Here is a 17,536-nt window from a genome sequence, read left to right on the forward strand (position 1 = left end):
ACCTTTACGTAAACGTCAAGTACGCGCCACAAGCGCAGCGACACGAATTCGAGGACACCATGTTCGAGCTCAGCCAAGACCACGAAGACCTCCGAGCGCTGGTGCGCGACTTCGCCGAGCGGGAGGTGGCTCCGAACATCGCGAAGTGGGACGCGGCCGCGTACTTCCCCACCGACCTCGTGCCCAAGATGGGCGACCTGGGGCTCTTCGGCCTCGTCGTGCCCGAGGAGCTCGGTGGAACCGCGGGGGAGGGCGGCTCCGACTTCACCAGTCTCTGCGTGGCCATCGAGGAGCTGGGCCGGGTCGACCAGTCGATCGGGATCACCCTGTCGGCCGGAGTCGGCCTCGGCATCAACCCGATCCTCACCTACGGCAACGACGAGCAGAAGCAGCGCTTCCTTCCCGACCTGGTCGCCGGCCGCGCGTTGGCCGGTTTCGGCCTCACCGAGCCCGACGGTGGGTCGGATGCCGCTGCCTCGCGCACCCGAGCCACCCTCGAGGGGGATGAGTGGGTCATCAACGGCTCCAAGGCCTTCATCACCAACTCGGGCACCGAGATCACCTCGGTCGTGACCGTCACCGCCCGAACGGGCACGAACGCCGACGGCTCGCCGCAGCTGTCCGCCATCCTCATTCCGGCCGGCACACCGGGGCTCACCGTCGAGCCCGCCTATCACAAGCTCGGTTGGCACGTCTCCGACACCCATGGCCTCTCGTTCGACAACTGTCGTGTCCCCGCCGCAAACCTGCTCGGGGAGCCCGGTCAGGGCTTCAAGCAGTTCCTCAAGACGCTCGACGACGGACGGATCGCTATCTCCGCCCTCGCGCTGGGCTGCGCTCGCGCATGTCTCGAGCTGGCAACCGACCACGCCAAGACCCGGGTGGCGTTCGGGCGACCCATCGGCGCCAACCAGGGAGTCTCGTTCCAGCTCGCCGACGTCGAGGTGATGGTCGAGGCGTCGCGGGCCCTGACCTACAAGGCGGCCTGGCTCAAGGATGAGCACCAGGCGGGCCGGCGCTCCGTCGGTGAGGTCAAGCAGGCCGCCGCGGTGGCCAAGCTGTACTCGACCGAGGCCGCGGTCGCGGCGACCCGCATCGCGACCCAGGTGTTCGGGGGCAACGGCTTCATGGAGGAGTATCCCGTGGCCCGGTTCTACCGCGACGCGAAGATCCTCGAGATCGGGGAGGGCACCTCTGAGATCCAGCGCATGGTCATCGCCCGCGGGCTGGGACTCCCGGCATGAACGAGGCCGACCCGCGAACGGGCCAGAACGGTGATCCCCGGGTCGCCGACGTGCGTGAACGCCTCGAGATGGCACACCGGGCGTCGGGCAGCGCACCCGAGAAGGCCCAGGCCAAGCTCGACCGCCAGGGCAAGATCTACGTGCGCGAGCGCATCGCCCTGCTCTTCGACGAAGGCTCCTTCGTCGAGGACGGCCGCTACGCCAACGCGCTGGCGACCGGTCTGCCCGCCGACGGGGTCGTCACCGGCCGAGGCACGGTCGAGGGGCGACCGGCCATCGTGATCGCGAACGACCCGACCGTCAAAGCGGGCTCATGGGGCGCCCGCACCGTCGAGAAGATCGTGCGAGCCACCGAGATGGCGCTGCGTGAGGAGCTGCCCGTCTTCTGGTTCGTCGACTCGGCCGGGGCCCGGATCACCGACCAGGTGGAGATGTTCCCCGGCCGGCGCGGGGCCGGGCGGATCTTCCACAACCAGGTCGCCTTGTCGGGCAAGGTGCCGCAGATCTGTGCCCTCTTCGGCCCGAGCGCCGCGGGCGGCGCCTACATCCCCAGCTTCTGTGACCTCATCATCATGGTCGAGGGCAACGCCTCGATGTATCTCGGTAGCCCGCGGATGGCCGAGATGGTCGTCGGCGAGAAGGTGTCGCTCGAGGAGATGGGCGGTGCCCGAATGCACTGCACCGTCTCGGGGGTGGGTGACCTGCTGGCGCACGACGACGCCGAGGCGATCGAGCTGGCCAAGCTCTACTTCTCCTACGTGCCGGGCTGCTGGCGAGACCACCCGCCCGTCTACGGCGCCGAGGAGCCGTCCGCGGCACTCACCCGCTTCACGGTGCCCGAGCGTGAGTCGGTGCCGTTCGACGTGCACGAGGTCATCGACGGGCTGGTCGACGACGACTCGTTCTTCGAGCTGAAGCCGCTGTGGGCCGGCGAGCTCGTCATCGGGTTCGGCCGGATGAGCGGCGAGACCGTCGGCATCGTGGCCAACAACTCGATGGTCAAGGGCGGCGTGCTGTTCACCGACAGCGCCGACAAGGCGGCCCGTTTCATCTGGCTCTGCGACGCCTTCAACATCCCGCTCGTCTACCTGGCCGACGTGCCCGGGTTCATGATCGGCTCCGAAGTGGAGCGGGGTGGGATCATCCGGCACGGCGCCAAGATGGTCAGCGCCGTGGCGTCGGCCACCGTGCCGCAGTTCTGCGTCATCGTGCGCAAGGCCTACGGTGCCGGCCTCTACGCCATGGGTGGCCCGGGCTTCGGCCCCGACGCCACCATCGCGCTGCCCACGGCCCGGATCGCCGTGATGGGTCCCGAGGCGGCCGTCAACGCCGTGTACGCCAACAAGATCGCCGAGATCGAGCAGGCCGACGGGCCCGCCGCCCGCGACCGGTTCGTCGCCGAACGACGAGCCGAGTACGAGCAGGACGTCGACATCGAGCGCCTGGCCGCCGACCTGGTGCTCGACTCCATCATCGAGGCCGACGAACTGCGTTCTGACCTGCTCCGCCGTCTGGCCTATGCTTCCCGGCGTGACCGTCACTTCAGCGACCGACGCCGGGCCGTCCCGCCGGTCTGACTCGCGACTCGGTCACCGACTGGAGCATGCCGACCGGGCGGCAGAGACCCGTGCCCCGTTCTACCGGCAGTTCGCGTTCTGGTTCCCGGTAGGCATGTATGCCGTCTCGCGCCTCTACGTGTTCGTGGCCGTGGTCGTGCTGGCGAAGAACCAGATCGCGCTGAGCCCGGGGCTCGAGTCCATCCGCATCGCCTACCCGACCCCAGCCGACCCGGGCTACCTCACCGCGATGACCAACTGGGACGGCCAGTGGTACCGCATCATCGCCGAGAACGGCTACCCGGCCGTGCTGCCGACGCTGCCGTCGGGGCAGATCGACATGAACCCCTGGGCCTTCTTCCCGGTGTTCCCGCTCAGCGTCGGCGCGATCATGTCGCTGACCGGTCTGCCCTTCGTCGTGGTCGCGCCGGTGCTCTCGACGGTCATCGGCTTCCCCGCCGTGTACCTGCTCTTTCGCCTCGTCGACCGGGCGGTGGGCCGTTGGGAAGCCATCGTCGCGGTCACCGCGACGTGCTTCTTCATCGCCTCCTCGATCTTCAACGCCTCGTACACCGAGTCGACCGCCCTGCTGCTCGTCGTCACGGTGCTGCTGCTGCTGCGGGCCCGCCACTACTGGTGGGTGGCGGTGGCTCTCGTGGTGCTGTCGTTGACCCGTAACGTCGTGATGGTCATGGCGCCGGTCATCGTGACGCACGCCATCGTGCGCTGGCGTCAGGGCGATGAGGGACCGCAGCCGGTGCGTTGGCGGTGGGGGATGGCAGCGCTTGCCAGCTTCGCCGCCGCCCTGACGTTCTTGTGGCCGACCATCGTGTCGATGGCCACGAACACCCCCGACGCCTACAACCGCACCATGCAGGCGTGGAACATCCAGACCGAGATCAAGCTCGGGCTCTGGTGGCAGCTGCTCGACGAGTACGCCGGGGTGAGCGCGCAGGTGCTGGGCGTGGCCGGAGTGGCGGCCTTCGCCTGGTGGATGCTCTCGAAGCACTCGTGGCGGTGGGGGCCGGAGATCTGGGCCTGGGCCGGCGCCTACCCCGCCTACATCCTGCTGGTGACCAGCCCGACGGCGAGCCGGGTGCGTTATGCCCTGCTCGCGTTCCCGATGACGCTCATCATCGCCTGGGTGCTGCGGCTGCGGTGGTGGGACCGCTACCGCTACTGGCTGCTCGGCGGCATCCTCGTGCTGGGAGCGGCGCAGATGTGGTGGTGGACCCAGCACTACCTGATCATCGAGACGCTCGGCGACGACCTCTACCCCTGAGAGCTCGACCCGGATACGGTCCCGACCACGTCGAACCAGGCCACCTCCACCTGCCCCAGCAGGTCGCGAAGCAGGGGGAGCGACAGGCCCACGACGTTGTGGTGGTCACCCTCGATCGCGGTGACGAACGGCCCGCCGAAGCCGTCGATGGTGAACCCACCCGCCACCAGCAGAGGCTCGCCGGTGGCGACGTAGGCGTCGATCTCGGCGTCGCTGACCTGCGCGAAGTGCACGGTCGTCGAGGCCGTCGCGCCGAGGGTGGCGCCGGTGCCGTTCGGCCGGTCGTCGACGAGCCAGTGCCCGGTGTGCAGCACACCGGACCGGCCCCGCATCCGCCGCCAACGTCGGGTGGCCTCGCTGACGCTGCCCGGCTTGCCGTGCACCTCACCGTCGATCTCGAGCACCGAGTCGCAGCCGAGCACCAGGGCGGCTCGCTCACCGCGGCCGGCCACGTTCTCGGCCTTGGCGCGGGCCAGCAGCAGGGCGACATCGACCGGCTCGACCTCGCCGTAGCGACTTCTCGCCTCGGCAACCGCCAGATCCTCATCGACGGTGCTGACGACGACCGTCGGCTCGACCCCCGCCCGACGCAACGTCTCCAGGCGAGCCGGTGACGCGGAGGCGAGCACGAGCCGAACGGATGCCGGCTGGTCGGCCACGGTCAGATCTCGCCCAGCACGGCGGCGCGCAGGGTGTCGAGGCCGACCCCACCGATGTCGAGGGCTCGACGGTGGAAGGCCTTGAGGTCGAAGGCGTCGCCCTCGCGCTGCTTGACCTCGTCACGCAGTGAGAGCCAGAGGCGCTCGCCGATCTTGTAGCTGGGGGCCTGACCCGGCCAGCCGAGGTAGCGGTCGAGCTCGAAGTGCAGCACCTTCTCGTCCATGAACCCGTAGCGCGTCAGGTAGGTCCAGGCCTTGTCGTAGGTCCAGGCGCCCCCGCCGACCTCGTCGGGCGCATCGAAGCCGCAGTGCACGCCGATGTCGATGACGACGCGGGCCGCACGCAGCGACTGGCCGCCCAACCAGCCCATCCGGTTGCCGGGGTCGTCCATATAGCCGAGCTCAGCCATCAGCCGCTCGGCGTAGAGGGCCCAGCCCTCACCGTGCCCGGAGGTCCACGCCTCGAGCCGGCGCCACTTGTTCAGCAGACCAGAGCGGTAGACGGTCTGCGCGACCTGGAGGTGATGGCCCGGGACCCCTTCGTGGTAGACGGTCGTCAGCTCGTTCCAGGTGCCGAACTCGGTGTTGCCCTTGGGCACCGACCACCACATCCGCCCGGGGCGGCTGAAGTCGTCGCTGGGGCCGGTGTAGTAGATGCCGCCCGTCTGGGTCGGGGCGATCCTGCACTCGATGGTGCGCACCGGCTCCGGGATGTCGAAGTGCACGTCGGCGAGGTTGCTGATGACCTCGTCGGCGCGCTGCTGCATCCACGCCTTGAGGGCATCGGTGCCGTGCAGCTGGTAGGTCTCGTCGGCGTTGAGGATCTCGACGCCGCGCTCGACCGAGGCTCCGGCCTCCAGGCCGTCGGCGATCTGCTCCATCTGCGCCCGCAGGTCGGCCACCTCCTGCTGACCCCAGCTGTAGGTCTCCTCGAGGTCGACCGCAGCACCGAGGAAGTAGCGCGACTCCAGCTCGTAGCGGCTGCGGCCGCAGGCGTCTTCGGCGGGAGCATGGGGCAACAGGTCGCTCTCGAGGAAGTCGGCGATCTCCCGGTAGGCCGCTGACGCCTCCTCAGCGGAGCGAGCCAGCCGATCGCGCAGCTCACCATCGATGGGCGCGCCGCCGACCGTAGCGTCGGCGACGACCTTCGCGAAGTAGCCGTCGTCGTCGGTGAGCGCACGCGACTGCTCGGCGCAGGCGGTCACCTGCCTGCTCGACGAGACCTGCCCACGCTCTCGCGCCAGCGCCAGCGACTCCTGGTAGCCCTGTAGGGCGGCCGGGATCCTCGAGAGCCGAGCCGCGAAGACGCGCCAGTTCTCCTCGGTCTGCTGCGGCATGAGGTCGAACACGTCGCGGACGCTCTGCAGGGGGGAGGCGATCACGTTGAGCGCCATCTCGTCGAGCCCGGCGGCATACCGCTCCTGCGCGAGCCCGAGCCTCTCGGACATCGCCGCGATGGTCACCCGGTCGACGTCGTCGACCGCGGTCGCGGTCGCCAGCTCGGCCAGGGTCGCCTGTCGCAGCGCGGCCACGGCGGCGTTACCGGCCGGGGAGAGGTCATCGAGCTCGTCGTCGCGACCAGGCACCCCGAGGGAGGTGGCGTTGATCGGGCTGAGATCGACCGCTGCGTCGAAGTAGCGCTCCGCGATGCGGTCGACATCGGTCTGCGGACGTTCGGTCTGAGCGGGAGTCGCGGTCACAGGGCGAAGGTATCCCACAGCCTGGCTGGGGTCAGCGGGTGCGGCGGGCTGGGGTCAGCGGGGCAGGGCTGAGCCGCGCCACCCGGACGGGCCCACCAGTCGCCGCGCCGGGTCGGACCACGGCGAGCGCACCGACAGAGGCGCCGCTGCGTCGGGGGCCTGGCGGGCAGCCAGCACCACCACCAGGGCCGCGAGCTCCTCCGGCGTCGGATGGCCCGCAAGGATGCGAAGCGCCGGGGCCTGCGGATCGGGCTCTGCGGCATCCGACGGGGTGGGTGTGGTGCTCATAGCGGGATGTTCCCGTGCTTCTTCGGGGGCAGGGAGTCGCGCTTGTTCTTCAGCGCGCGTAGGGCGCGCGTGACGTTCATCCGGGTGTTCGACGGGCTGATCACGGTGTCGATGTAGCCACGTTCGGCGGCGATGTACGGGTTGGCCAGGGTCTGCTCGTAGTGGGCGACGAAGTCGGTGCGGATCGCCTCGACGTCACGGCCCTCCGCCACCGCCGCTGCGAGCTCCTTGCGGTAGAGGATGTTGACGGCCCCCTGGGCGCCCATGACCGCGATCTGGGCGGTCGGCCAGGCGAGGTTGATGTCGGCGCCGAGGTGCTTGGAGCCCATCACGTCGTAGGCCCCGCCGTAGGCCTTGCGGGTGATGACGGTGATCTTGGGCACGGTGGCCTCGCCGTAGGCGAAGATGAGCTTCGCGCCGCGCCGGATGATGCCGTCCCACTCCTGGTCGGTGCCGGGCAGGAAGCCCGGCACGTCGACGAGGGTGAGCACCGGCACGTTGAAGCAGTCACAGGTGCGCACGAAGCGGGCGGCCTTCTCGGACGCGTCGATGTCGAGGCAGCCGGCGTACTGCATCGGCTGGTTGGCGACGATGCCGACCGACATGCCGTCGATGCGGGCGAAGCCGGTGAGGATGTTCGGGGCGAAGAGTGGTGACACCTCGAGGAAGTCGGCGCCGTCGATGCCATCACCATCCTCGTCGGCCACGTCGACGAGGTGCGCGATCACCTCACGCATGTCGTAGGGCACGTTGGGCGAGTCCGGGATGCACGTGTCGAGCCACCGGTCGTCGTCGGTCACGGACAGATCGGCCGCGCCTTCGTCGTAGCCCGGTGGGCTCTCGAGGTTGTTGCTCGGCAGGTAGGAGAGCAGCGCCTTGACGTAGTCGATGGCGTCCTGCTCGTCGGAGCCCATGTAGTGCGCGACGCCCGACTTGGTGGTGTGCGTGAGAGCGCCACCGAGCTCTTCGAAGCCGACGTCCTCACCGGTGACGGTCTTGATGACGTCGGGGCCGGTGATGAACATGTGCGAGGTCTGGTCGACCATCACGGTGAAGTCGGTGATGGCGGGGGAGTAGACCGCCCCGCCCGCGCACGGCCCCATGATCAGCGAGACCTGCGGGATGACGCCCGACGCGCGAACGTTGCGCATGAAGATCTCTCCGTAGAGCCCGAGCGAGACCACGCCCTCCTGGATGCGGGCTCCCCCGGAGTCGTTGAGGCCGACCACGGGGCAGCCGATCTTCATCGCGAAGTCGAGCACCTTGACGATCTTCTCGCCGTACACCTCGCCCAGCGAGCCACCGAAGACGGTGAAGTCCTGGGCGAAGAGGGCCACCGTTCGCCCGTCGACCTGCCCGTAGCCGGTGACGACCCCGTCGCCGTAGGGCCGGTTCTTGGTTTGGCCGAAGGCGTTGCTGCGGTGCCGGGCGTACTTGTCCATCTCGATGAAGGTGCCCTCGTCGAGCAGCATGGCGATGCGCTCACGTGCCGTCTTCTTGCCTCGGTCGTGCTGCTTCTCGACCGCGCGGGCCGACCCGGCCTGGGCCACCTCGGCCACCCGTCGCTTGAGGTCGGCGAGCTTGCCGGCCGTCGTGCTGAGGTCGGGGCCCTGCCCTGCGGGCTGTGCCGGCCCGTCCACGCCCTGATCGGATGCCATGGCCGCACTCTAGCCTTGGGGGCGTGCGCCTACCGTTCGAGCCGAGCCTCGTGGATGAGGGTTTGGTCACTCCCGGTCAGCCGTGGCGCGCCGTGCGCTTCCACGCCCAGACGCGTTCGACCAACGATGTGGCCCGCGACCTCGTGACCGCCTACGCCGCCGATCCCGGCCACGCCCCCGATCCCCGCTGGTACGTCGTGGTCACCGACCACCAGACGGGCGGCCGCGGACGGCTGGGGCGGGCCTGGGAGGTGCCTGCCGGTGCCGCGGTCGCCGTGTCGGCGGTCGTGCCCCTCCACGGCGCCGCTCAGGTCGCGTCGGCGGCCTGGTTGCCGCTCTGCGCCGGCCTCGCCCTCGCACGCGCGATCCGCCGGGTGACCCGGGCGGCCGGGCGCGAGCTGACTCCGACCTTGAAGTGGCCCAACGACGTGCTGCTCGTCGACGACGACGACCGCAAGGTCAGCGGCATCCTGTGTGAGCTCGTGTCGTTGGGGTCGCCTCTCGGCAGCACCAGCGGCTCGGAGAGGGAGCCGGCCGCCGCCGTGGTCGTGGGCGTGGGCGTCAACGTCGACCAGATTCGCGCCGAGCTACCCGTCGACACCGCAACCTCTCTCGCCCTCGCGGGGGTGTCGGTGCGGCGCGAGACCCTCGTGGTGGCCTACCTGCGCGAGCTCGGTGCCCTGCTGGGAGCGGCCTCCGGCGAAGCCCCGGTCGAAGAGGGGAGGTGCCGGTACACCGCGTCTTCCGACCTCGAACGGGTCGTGCGAGGGGCCTACGAGGCCGCGTGCTCGACCATCGGGTCGAGGGTGCGGGTACACCTGCCCGGCGGGGCCACGGTCGAAGGGGACGCGGTCGGTCTCGACGGGTCCGGAGCCCTCGTCGTGATGACCTCGACGGGTCGACGCGCGTTCTCGGCCGGCGACGTCGTTCACGTGCGCCGCCCCGACGGAGGGCTGGCATGATCGGCCCATGACGGATTCGGCGTCGCCGCAGTCTCCGACCTCCTCGCAGTCCTCGCAGTCCGCACTGACCGCGCAGTCCTCGCAGTCCGCGCAGACCGCGGCTGGGGAGGACTTCACCGCGCGCCTGCTCGGTCGTCCACTCGCCCTGCGACGCCGCGAGGTCAGTGTGGGCGCGGAGGTCTCGCTCTCCTCGGCACGACGCTTCTGGCACGCTCTCGGCTTTCCCGTGGTCGACACCGACGACGAGCTGTTCACCGCTGCCGACGTCGAGGCGTTGCGGACGGTGGCGGAGATCGTGCGCGAGGGACTGCTCGATGAGACCACGGCGCTGTCGCTCACCCGGGCCTTCGCGCGCTCTGCCGACCGGCTCGCCGGGTGGCAGTCGCAGCTGATCGCTGAGGCCGTCGAGGCCGACATGACCTCGGCCCTCGCGGCAGAGGGTGAGGGCGATTTGTCCGAGTCGAGGGGGGTGCCCAGCCACGAGACGGCGGTCGAGACGGCAAACCGTCTTGCGGTGCTGACCGACCGGCTCGAACCGCTGCTCGTCTACGCCTGGCGTCGACATCTCAGTGCCACGGTGTCCCGCATGCTCGCTGACGCCGATCCCGAGTCGTATGGCCTGACGAAGATGCGCTCTGTCGGCTTCGCCGACCTCGTCAACTTCACCGCCCTCGTGCGCAAGATGTCAGAGCGCGACCTCGCCCGCCTCGTGTCCCGGTTCGAGGCCCTGTCGGCCGACGTCATCACGGCACACGGGGGACGCCTCATCAAGACCGTGGGAGACGAGGTGCTCTTCACGACCGTGACCGCCGCGCCGGCCGCCGCCGTCGCCCTCGACCTGCTCGATGCCATGAGCGACGACGACGTGCTGCCCGAGGCGAGGGTCGGGATGGCCCGTGGCCCGATCCTCTCGAGGCTCGGTGACGTCTTCGGCACCACGGTGAACCGCGCCTCACGCCTGACCGCGGTGGCGCAGGCCGGCACGGTGATGGTCGACGCCACGATGGCCCGTGAGCTCGCCACCCTGTCAGGGTTCGAGCTGACCGGCCAGCGACGCCGCATCCTGCGGGGGGTCGGGCCGGTCTCCCCCTCGGTGCTGCGCCGCGCCCCGACCACGGGTCGTCGGTAGACCAACCCGTTCAGACCACCCCGGTAGACGAATTCACGACGAACACCAACGCCCAAGGAGACCCTCGAATGCCGTCATCGACGCACCTGGTTCGCATCGAGCGATTCGATGAGCCAGGGCTCGAACACGTGGCCGAGATCGTGCTCGACCGACCGGAGGCGCTCAACGCGGTGTCGACCGAGATGGCCCGTTCGATAGCCGAGGCCACCTCGTCGGTCGCGTCGGACGACACCGTGCGTTGTGTCGTGCTGAGCTCGAGCAACGAGCGTGCCTTCTGCGTCGGCGCCGACCTCAAGGAGCGCAGCTCGATGAGCGATGCCGACCTCGTTGCCCAGCGGCCGACGGCGCGCGCGGCGTACGGGGGAGTGTTGCGGCTGCCCATGCCCGCCATCGCGGCCGTCGACGGTCACGCGCTGGGCGGCGGCTTCGAGCTGGCGCTCTCGTGCGACGTGGTCATCGCGGGGGAGGGAGCGCTCGTGGGTCTGCCCGAGGTGGGCGTCGGAGTGATCCCCGGTGGTGGGGGCACGCAGCTGCTCGTGCGCCGAGTGGGGTGGTCACGGGCCTCTCGCGCCATCTTCTCGGCGGCGAGGATGACGACCGCGGAGGCGTTCGCCCTCGGGGCCGTCGACGAGCTGGTGGCCCAGGGCTTCGCCCGCGCTCGCGCCCTCGAGCTGGCCCGCACCATCGCCGCGAACTCGCCGGTCGGGCTGCGCAACGCCAAGCGGGCCATGCGGCTGGGGGCCGACGTGGGCCTGGAGGCCGGGCTCGAGATCGAGGACGCCTGCTGGCGGGCGACGGCGTTCTCGGCCGACCGACGCGAGGGCGTGGCCGCGTTCGCCGAGAAGCGCCGGCCGAACTGGCCCGGGCACTGACCACCACGCCGCCTGACACCCTTTCGGCGCGTCGCGCGGCGCGTCGCGCAGGTGGTGTTGTCAATCCGACACTTTTGGCGCGTCGCGCGGCGCGTCGCGCAGGGTGGGGGGCGCGGTTGGGGGCGAGAGTGGGCCGAATCCGGTGGCGGCTTTGCCCGGAGGGGGCTGGCGGGCATCCGGGAGTCGGTAGGCTGGCGAGGGTCGGCATTGAGCCGGTTCGTGAACAACCAGAACGGATGACATGACCCGCGTGCTCCTCGCCGAGGACGATCCCGCCATCTCCGAGCCACTGGCCCGGGCGCTGCGCCGTGAGGGCTACGACGTTGACGTGCGCGAGGACGGCGTGGCGGCGCTCGAGGGCGCCAAGCAGAGCCCCGACCTGGTGCTGCTCGACCTGGGACTGCCCCGCATCGACGGCCTCGAGGTCTGTCGGCGCATCCGGGCCGAGGGGCTGACCATCCCCGTGCTGATCCTCACGGCTCGCGCCGACGAGGTCGACACCGTCGTCGGCCTTGACGCGGGCGCCGACGACTACGTGACCAAGCCCTTCCGGCTGGCCGAGCTGCTCGCGCGGGTGCGCGCCCTGCTGCGGCGCAAGCCGACCGAGATCGCCGCGGTCGTCGACCTGGTGAGGATCGACTCCGACGGTCGACGAGCCTGGTTCAAGGGCATCGAGCTGCAGCTCACCGCGAAGGAGTTCGACCTGCTCAGGGTCCTCGTGCGCGAACAGGGCAAGGTCGTCTCGCGTGAGCAGCTCATGCGCGAGATCTGGGACACCGCCTGGTTCGGGTCAACCAAGACTCTCGACATGCACATCTCCGTGCTGCGCCGCAAGCTCGGCGACGATGCGACCTCGCCGCAGTACATCGCCACGGTGCGCGGGGTCGGCTTCCGGTTCGAACGTCCTGAGGCTGACTGACCGTGCGGCGCCAGCTCGATCGTCTCGTCCTGGTCGCCGCAGGGGTCACGGCGGCACTGACCGCGGTCGTGGTTGCTGGGGTTGTCTGGTGGATCGTGACCCAGAGGCCCGAGCTCGTCGATGAAGCGGTGACGACCGACCTCCGGCAGGCGGCGGCCCTGCTCGTGGCCCTCGTGCTCGTGTCCGCGCTGGTCGGAGTGCTGGCCGCCGTGGTCAGCACGCTCGGCATGCGCCGTCGAGCCGCTCGCGCGGCAGCCGACCTCGTCGACCTCGCGTCGCGGTTCTCTGCTGGAGAGGCCCGTCTGGCGCCGGTGCGGTCGGGGGTGCGCGAGATCGACCACGTCTCCGACATCATCGCGCGCCGAGCCCACGACATGACCAAGACCCTCGCCGCCGAGCGTGACTTCGCCGCCGATGCCTCCCACCAGCTGCGCACCCCGCTGACGGCACTGCTGATGCGGCTCGAGGAGATCTCGTTCATGGCCGACAAGTCGGCGGTCAAGGAGGAGGCCTCGATCGCCATCGCCCAGGTGGAGCGCCTGACCCGTGTCGTCGACGACCTTCTCGGCCGCGGCCGAGGGGCGGGTGGGCCGACCCCGGTTGTGTCGCTCGACACCACCATCGCCGCCCTGCAGCGCGAGTGGCAACCCGCCTTCGAGCAGGCCCGTCGCTCGGTTCGCGTGCGCGGTGAGCGCGGCCTGTTCGTCCGCTCCACGCCGGTTGCCCTCTCACAGGTGCTCTCGACGCTGCTCGAGAACTCCCTCGTTCACGGTCGCGGCACCGTCGACGTGCACGCTCGGCGCTCCGGCCCCTCCGTCGTGGTCGAGGTCAGTGACGAGGGTGACGGTGTGCCATCCGCGATGGCTCCGCACATCTTCGAACGGTCGGTCAGCAGTGGAACGGCTGGCAGCACCGGGCTCGGCCTGGCCCTCGCCCGCGACCTCGCCGAGTCGAACGGGGGCCGCCTCGACCTCGTGCAGGCCCAACCTGCCCGTTTCGCCCTGTTCCTGTCGGAGTCCGACGACGGCTGAGCCGCTCCGTGCGGTGACCGGCCACGAGCGCGCCGGACGACCGGGTTCGGATGCACCGAATCGACACGCCGCAGGTATCGTCGGCCTGTGAAGCGGTTCGGCACGTTCCTGTTCGTGCGCCACCGGCACAACTGGATGCTATTCCTCCGGTTCGGGCTGGTCGGCGCCTCGGGCGTGCTCGTGAACCTGATGGCCCTCGTGATCGTCAAGCGGCTCGGTCCGCTGCCCGAGGAGGCCATCGTCGGGGTGCCGCTCACGGCCTTCAACGTGCGCTGGTACCACGTGTACTCGACCATCGCCTTCTTCGCGGCGAACCTCTGGAACTTCCAGCTCAACCGCTCCTGGACCTTCCACAGCTCCCGACACGCCGGCTGGTGGCGCGAGTACGGGCCCTTCGTGGCGGTGGGTCTCGTGGGTCAGGCCATCGGGCTGGTGCTGCTGACCGCCCTGATGCACCGAGGCTCCCCGATCGCCCTCTCGCTGTCGGCGCTCGACGACTCGACCGGCCTGCGCACCCGGCTCTACTGGGCGCAGCTGATCGTCATCTGTGTCGTCACCCCGCTCTCGTTCGTGCTGAACAAGATGTGGACGTTCGCCGCCGTTCGCAGCCGGCACCCGGGCCTCGTCGACCCGAGCCGCGCCGCTGCCGCGCTCGGCGTCGCCGACCCTGCCGAACGGGTGGTTCAGGAGCAGCCTGTGCCGACGCCCGATGTGCCCGGACCCGTCGACCGCGCCCGCTGACCCGCCGCTGCCCTTACCGACGCACCCTGCAGACCCCCCTGCCGAACCCCATGCCCTCACCGCCGCACGCTGTCGTCAGGAGCCGCGGTCCGGATGCCGCAGCCGCATCGGTAGGTTGGTCGCCGTGACCGAACAGCCGAAGCGCGCCCCCGGAGGTTTCCCCGTCGTCGGTGTCGTCGGTGGTGGTCAGCTGGCCCGGATGATGCAGGGCCCGGCCATCGAGCTCGGCATCACGCTCTCAGTACTGGCCGAGGCCGATACCGCGTCGGCGGCTCTCGTGGTGCCCAGCGCGCCCGTGGGTGACCACACCGATCTCGAGGCCGTGCGCGCCTTCGCCGCGACCTGTGATGTGGTCACGTTCGACCACGAGCAGGTGCCGCAGGAGGTGTTGGCCGCCCTCGAGGCCGATGGTGTCGTGACCCATCCCAGCCGGTCGGCGCTGGTGTTCGCCCAGGACAAGCTCGCCATGCGCGAACGGCTGACCGAGCTCGGCATCGCGTGCCCGAGGTGGTACCGGGCGCGCACCGTCGATGATGTCGAGCGATGCGGCGAGCAGTGGGGGTGGCCGATCGTGGCGAAGACGCCCACCGGAGGCTACGACGGCAAGGGCGTTGCCGTGGTGGGCTCGAGTGCCGACCTCGGCGAGTGGCTGGCTGCCGTCGGCGAGCCCGGACCGTTCGAACACGGCATCCTGCTCGAGGAGAAGGTCGACTTCGCTCGTGAGCTGGCAGTGCTCGTGGCTCGCAGCCCATCGGGGCAGGCCGCGACGTGGCCGGTGGTCGAGACGGTGCAGGTCGACAGCATCTGCACCGAGGTGCTCGCGCCCGCCCCCAACCTCGACCCCGACCTCGCCTCGGTGGCGACCGAGGCCGCGCTTCGCATCGCGGGCGCTCTCGAGGTGACGGGAGTTCTGGCCGTCGAGATGTTCGAGGTGGCCGACGACACGGGGGCCACCACCTACGTGGTCAACGAGCTGGCGATGCGGCCGCACAACAGTGGGCACTGGTCGATGGACGGCGCCGTGACCGGTCAGTTCGAGCAGCACCTCAGGGCGGTGCTCGACCTGCCCCTGGGCGACCCTCGACCGCGGGCCGCATGGACGGTGATGGCCAACGTTCTCGGCGGCGAGCACGAGGAGCTCTACAGCGCCTACCGTCACGTCATGGCCCGCGATCCCGGCGCCAAGGTGCACCTCTACGGCAAGGGGGTTCGCCCCTCCCGCAAGATCGGGCACGTCAACGTCAGCGGCGACGACCTCGACGACGCCCGGGACCGGGCCGGCCACGCGGCCGACTACCTGAGCGGAGTCGTGACGCAATGACCGCGCAGCACCAGCGCCCGGACCTCTCGCCGGAGCCACCGGTCGTCGGGATCGTGATGGGCAGCGACAGCGACTGGCCGGTCATGAAGGCAGCGGCCACCGCCCTTGACGGGCTCGGGATCGCCTACGAGGTCGACGTCGTGTCGGCTCACCGGATGCCGACGGAGATGATCGAGTACGGCCGGACGGCATCCGAGCGGGGCCTTCGCGTCATCATCGCCGGGGCCGGGGGTGCGGCCCACCTGCCCGGCATGCTGGCGGCTGTGACCCCGCTGCCCGTGGTGGGGGTGCCGGTGCCGCTGAAGTTTCTGGACGGCATGGACTCGCTGCTCTCGATCGTGCAGATGCCCGCCGGTGTGCCCGTGGCGACGGTCTCGATCGGCGGTGCACGCAACGCCGGTCTGCTGGCGGCCCGGATCGTCGGCACGGGAAGCGACGAGCTGTCGATCCGGGTGCGTACGGCGATGGTGGCCTTCCAGGAGGCGTTGCGCGAGGAGGCGCACGCGAAGGGGGCCGCGCTGCGAGCGCAGGTCGGGGGTCAGTCGGTGACGGCCGACGCGCCGTCACCCGGCTGAAGACGCGGGTACTCGATCTTCGGGCAGGTGTCCATCACCACCGACAGACCGGCCTCCTCGGCTCGGGCGGCGGCCGCCTCGTCGACCACTCCCAGCTGCAGCCACAGGGCCTGCACCCCGAGTCGGTCGCGTTGCGCGATGGCCTCGTCGACGAGCCCGCCCACCCGGTCGCTGCGTACGAAGAAGTCGACGACCTTGACGACAACGCCGTCGGGCACATCGGCGAGCGAGGGGTATCCCACGCTCCCGTGCACCCTGGCCGCGCTCGGGTGCACGGGGACCAGGCGCATCCCGAGCTCGCGCTGCAGCCACAGCGAGACGCCCCACGCGGTGCGGTCGGGGTTGTCGCCGAGCCCGACCACCGCCCACGTGGCCGGCGTGACCAGCAGGTCACGGATGACGTTCGGGTCGTTGCGGTGGCGGGTGGGGCTCGCGGGCGTCATGAAGATCATCCTCACACGGCGGCGCGGATGCCGGACAGCGCAACGTCGCTGTGCCGCGCGAGTCCGGGCCGGCCGCGGCGGCGCAGTGGCAGAACGTCGCAGTGACATGATGAGCGCATGAGATTCGGAGTCTTCATTCCCCAGGGCTGGCGCATGGACCTCGTCGGCATCGACCCGAGCCAGCAGTGGGAAGCGATGTCGGACGTGGTCAGCCACGTCGACCAGGGTGAGACCTTCGAGTCGGTCTGGGTGTACGACCACTTCCACACCGTGCCGGAGCCGAGCGGTGAGGCGACCCACGAGGCGTGGACCCTCATGGCGGCGTTCGCGGCCTCCACCTCGCGCGTGCGGCTCGGGCAGATGTGCACGTGCATGAGCTACCGCAACCCGGCCTACCTCGCGAAGGTCGCCGCCACCGTCGATGTCATCTCCGGTGGGCGGGTCGAGATGGGGATCGGGGCCGGGTGGTACGAGCACGAGTGGCGGGCCTTCGGCTACGGTTTTCCGCGAGCCGGTGAACGGCTGGGTGCCCTGCGCGAGGGGGTCGCGGTCTTCCGCGACATGTGGACGAAGGGATCGGCCACGCTCGATGGCGAGCACTACCAGGTCGACGGGGCCATCTGTGCACCCCGACCCCTGCAGGGCACGAGCTCGCCCGGCAGCGCGGCGAACGGCATCCCGATGTGGATCGCCGGCGGTGGTGAGAAGGTCACCCTCAAGATCGCCGCCGAGTACGCCGACTACACGAACTTCGACGGCAGTGCTGACGAGTTCGACCACAAGAGTGAGGTGCTGCGCGGCCACTGCGCGGATGCCGGCCGCGACTTCGACTCCATCGTGCGGTCGGCCAACTACAACGTCGTCATCGGCGAGACCGAAGCCGAGGTCGAGGACCGGCTGGCGTTCTACGGCGACCTGCTGCGCCGTGGTGGAGTGGCGGAGGCGAAGGTCGCCGAGCAGGTCGCGGGCCTGCGTACCCAGCCCGCCGTCGGCACCCCGGAGCAGATCGTCACGACGCTGAAGGGCATGGAGGCGAAGGGAATGACCTACGCCATCACCTACTTCGCCGAGGCGGCCTACGACCGGTCGGGCATCGAGCTCTTCGAGAGCTCCGTCGCGCCGGAGCTGCGTCGTTGACGGACCAACCCGGCCGCCC

Annotated in this window: 17 protein-coding genes; 12 read left to right on the plus strand and 5 right to left on the minus strand. The window is 70.2% G+C overall.

Translation table 11 applies throughout. From position 1 onward, the window contains the following. Nucleotides 1-59 precede the first annotated feature (59 nt). From BA895_RS20350 to BA895_RS20360, 3 genes are read left to right on the plus strand one after another with little or no spacing between them, the layout of a single operon-like run. The gene (locus BA895_RS20350) at nt 60-1,244 is read left to right on the plus strand and encodes an acyl-CoA dehydrogenase family protein (protein WP_070193724.1); all 1,185 of its coding nucleotides are present in this window, start codon (nt 60-62) and stop codon (nt 1,242-1,244) included. Then, a complete protein-coding gene (locus BA895_RS20355) occupies nt 1,241-2,821 on the plus strand; it encodes an acyl-CoA carboxylase subunit beta (RefSeq protein WP_070193725.1) in 1,581 nt (526 codons plus the stop codon). Before BA895_RS20350 ends, BA895_RS20355 begins: the two co-directional genes overlap by 4 nt. Continuing rightward, a complete protein-coding gene (locus BA895_RS20360; protein WP_254666587.1) occupies nt 2,775-4,082 on the plus strand; it encodes a hypothetical protein in 1,308 nt (435 codons plus the stop codon). Before BA895_RS20355 ends, BA895_RS20360 begins: the two co-directional genes overlap by 47 nt. Here the strand turns inward: BA895_RS20360 and BA895_RS20365 are convergent. Genes BA895_RS20365 through BA895_RS20380 form a run of 4 tightly spaced genes read right to left on the minus strand, consistent with a single transcriptional unit; the run spans nt 4,073 to nt 8,387 of the window. After that, nucleotides 4,073-4,741 (minus strand): nucleoside triphosphate pyrophosphatase, encoded by a 669-nt coding sequence (locus BA895_RS20365; protein ID WP_371327742.1) that lies wholly within the window; start codon nt 4,739-4,741, stop codon nt 4,073-4,075. The two genes, BA895_RS20360 and BA895_RS20365, sit on opposite strands and share 10 nt — an antisense overlap. A 2-nt stretch (nt 4,742-4,743) precedes the next feature. After that, complete coding sequence (locus BA895_RS20370; protein WP_070193728.1) at nt 4,744-6,441, minus strand: DUF885 domain-containing protein; 1,698 nt, start codon at nt 6,439-6,441, stop codon at nt 4,744-4,746. Nucleotides 6,442-6,495: 54 nt separating this feature from the next. Continuing rightward, nucleotides 6,496-6,729, minus strand: coding sequence for an acyl-CoA carboxylase epsilon subunit (locus tag BA895_RS20375; RefSeq protein ID WP_070193729.1), 234 nt, complete (start codon nt 6,727-6,729; stop codon nt 6,496-6,498). Next, nucleotides 6,726-8,387 (minus strand): acyl-CoA carboxylase subunit beta, encoded by a 1,662-nt coding sequence (locus tag BA895_RS20380; RefSeq protein WP_070193730.1) that lies wholly within the window; start codon nt 8,385-8,387, stop codon nt 6,726-6,728. Before BA895_RS20380 ends, BA895_RS20375 begins: the two co-directional genes overlap by 4 nt. Nucleotides 8,388-8,437: 50 nt before the next feature. Between BA895_RS20380 and BA895_RS20385 the strand changes: the two genes are divergently transcribed. The 8 genes from BA895_RS20385 to purE all read left to right on the plus strand — a co-directional run bounded on the left by BA895_RS20385 (nt 8,438) and on the right by purE (nt 15,937). Continuing rightward, nucleotides 8,438-9,349, plus strand: a complete 912-nt coding sequence (locus tag BA895_RS20385) for a biotin--[acetyl-CoA-carboxylase] ligase (RefSeq protein WP_070193849.1) — start codon at nt 8,438-8,440, stop codon at nt 9,347-9,349. Nucleotides 9,350-9,356: 7 nt separating this feature from the next. Beyond that, complete coding sequence (locus tag BA895_RS20390; protein ID WP_083283606.1) at nt 9,357-10,478, plus strand: adenylate/guanylate cyclase domain-containing protein; 1,122 nt, start codon at nt 9,357-9,359, stop codon at nt 10,476-10,478. A 68-nt stretch (nt 10,479-10,546) separates the two neighbouring features. Next, nucleotides 10,547-11,350: an enoyl-CoA hydratase/isomerase family protein gene (locus tag BA895_RS20395; protein WP_070193731.1), complete on the plus strand. Its 804-nt coding sequence runs from the start codon at nt 10,547-10,549 to the stop codon at nt 11,348-11,350. A 241-nt stretch (nt 11,351-11,591) separates the two neighbouring features. After that, the gene (locus tag BA895_RS20400; protein WP_070193732.1) at nt 11,592-12,269 is read left to right on the plus strand and encodes a response regulator transcription factor; all 678 of its coding nucleotides are present in this window, start codon (nt 11,592-11,594) and stop codon (nt 12,267-12,269) included. Nucleotides 12,270-12,271: 2 nt separating this feature from the next. Beyond that, nucleotides 12,272-13,300: a sensor histidine kinase KdpD gene (locus BA895_RS20405; RefSeq protein WP_070193733.1), complete on the plus strand. Its 1,029-nt coding sequence runs from the start codon at nt 12,272-12,274 to the stop codon at nt 13,298-13,300. 87 nt (nt 13,301-13,387) lie between these two features. After that, a complete protein-coding gene (locus tag BA895_RS20410) occupies nt 13,388-14,041 on the plus strand; it encodes a GtrA family protein (protein ID WP_083283607.1) in 654 nt (217 codons plus the stop codon). A gap of 124 nt (nt 14,042-14,165) precedes the next feature. After that, entirely contained in the window at nt 14,166-15,362 is a 1,197-nt protein-coding gene (locus BA895_RS20415) for a 5-(carboxyamino)imidazole ribonucleotide synthase (protein WP_254666588.1), read from the plus strand. Next, complete coding sequence (gene purE / locus BA895_RS20420; protein WP_070193735.1) at nt 15,359-15,937, plus strand: 5-(carboxyamino)imidazole ribonucleotide mutase; 579 nt, start codon at nt 15,359-15,361, stop codon at nt 15,935-15,937. Before BA895_RS20415 ends, purE begins: the two co-directional genes overlap by 4 nt. Here the strand turns inward: purE and BA895_RS20425 are convergent. After that, on the minus strand, nt 15,901-16,380 hold the full coding sequence (locus BA895_RS20425; protein ID WP_070193851.1) for a CoA-binding protein: 480 nt from the start codon (nt 16,378-16,380) through the stop codon (nt 15,901-15,903). The genes purE and BA895_RS20425 overlap by 37 nt on opposite strands. A gap of 117 nt (nt 16,381-16,497) precedes the next feature. On the opposite strand from BA895_RS20425, the gene BA895_RS20430 reads away from it, so the two are divergent. Further along, complete coding sequence (locus BA895_RS20430) at nt 16,498-17,517, plus strand: LLM class F420-dependent oxidoreductase (protein ID WP_070193736.1); 1,020 nt, start codon at nt 16,498-16,500, stop codon at nt 17,515-17,517. Nucleotides 17,518-17,536 lie beyond the last annotated feature (19 nt).

It is taken from the genome of Humibacillus sp. DSM 29435 (genome assembly GCF_001758225.1).
Classification (GTDB): domain Bacteria; phylum Actinomycetota; class Actinomycetes; order Actinomycetales; family Dermatophilaceae; genus DSM-29435.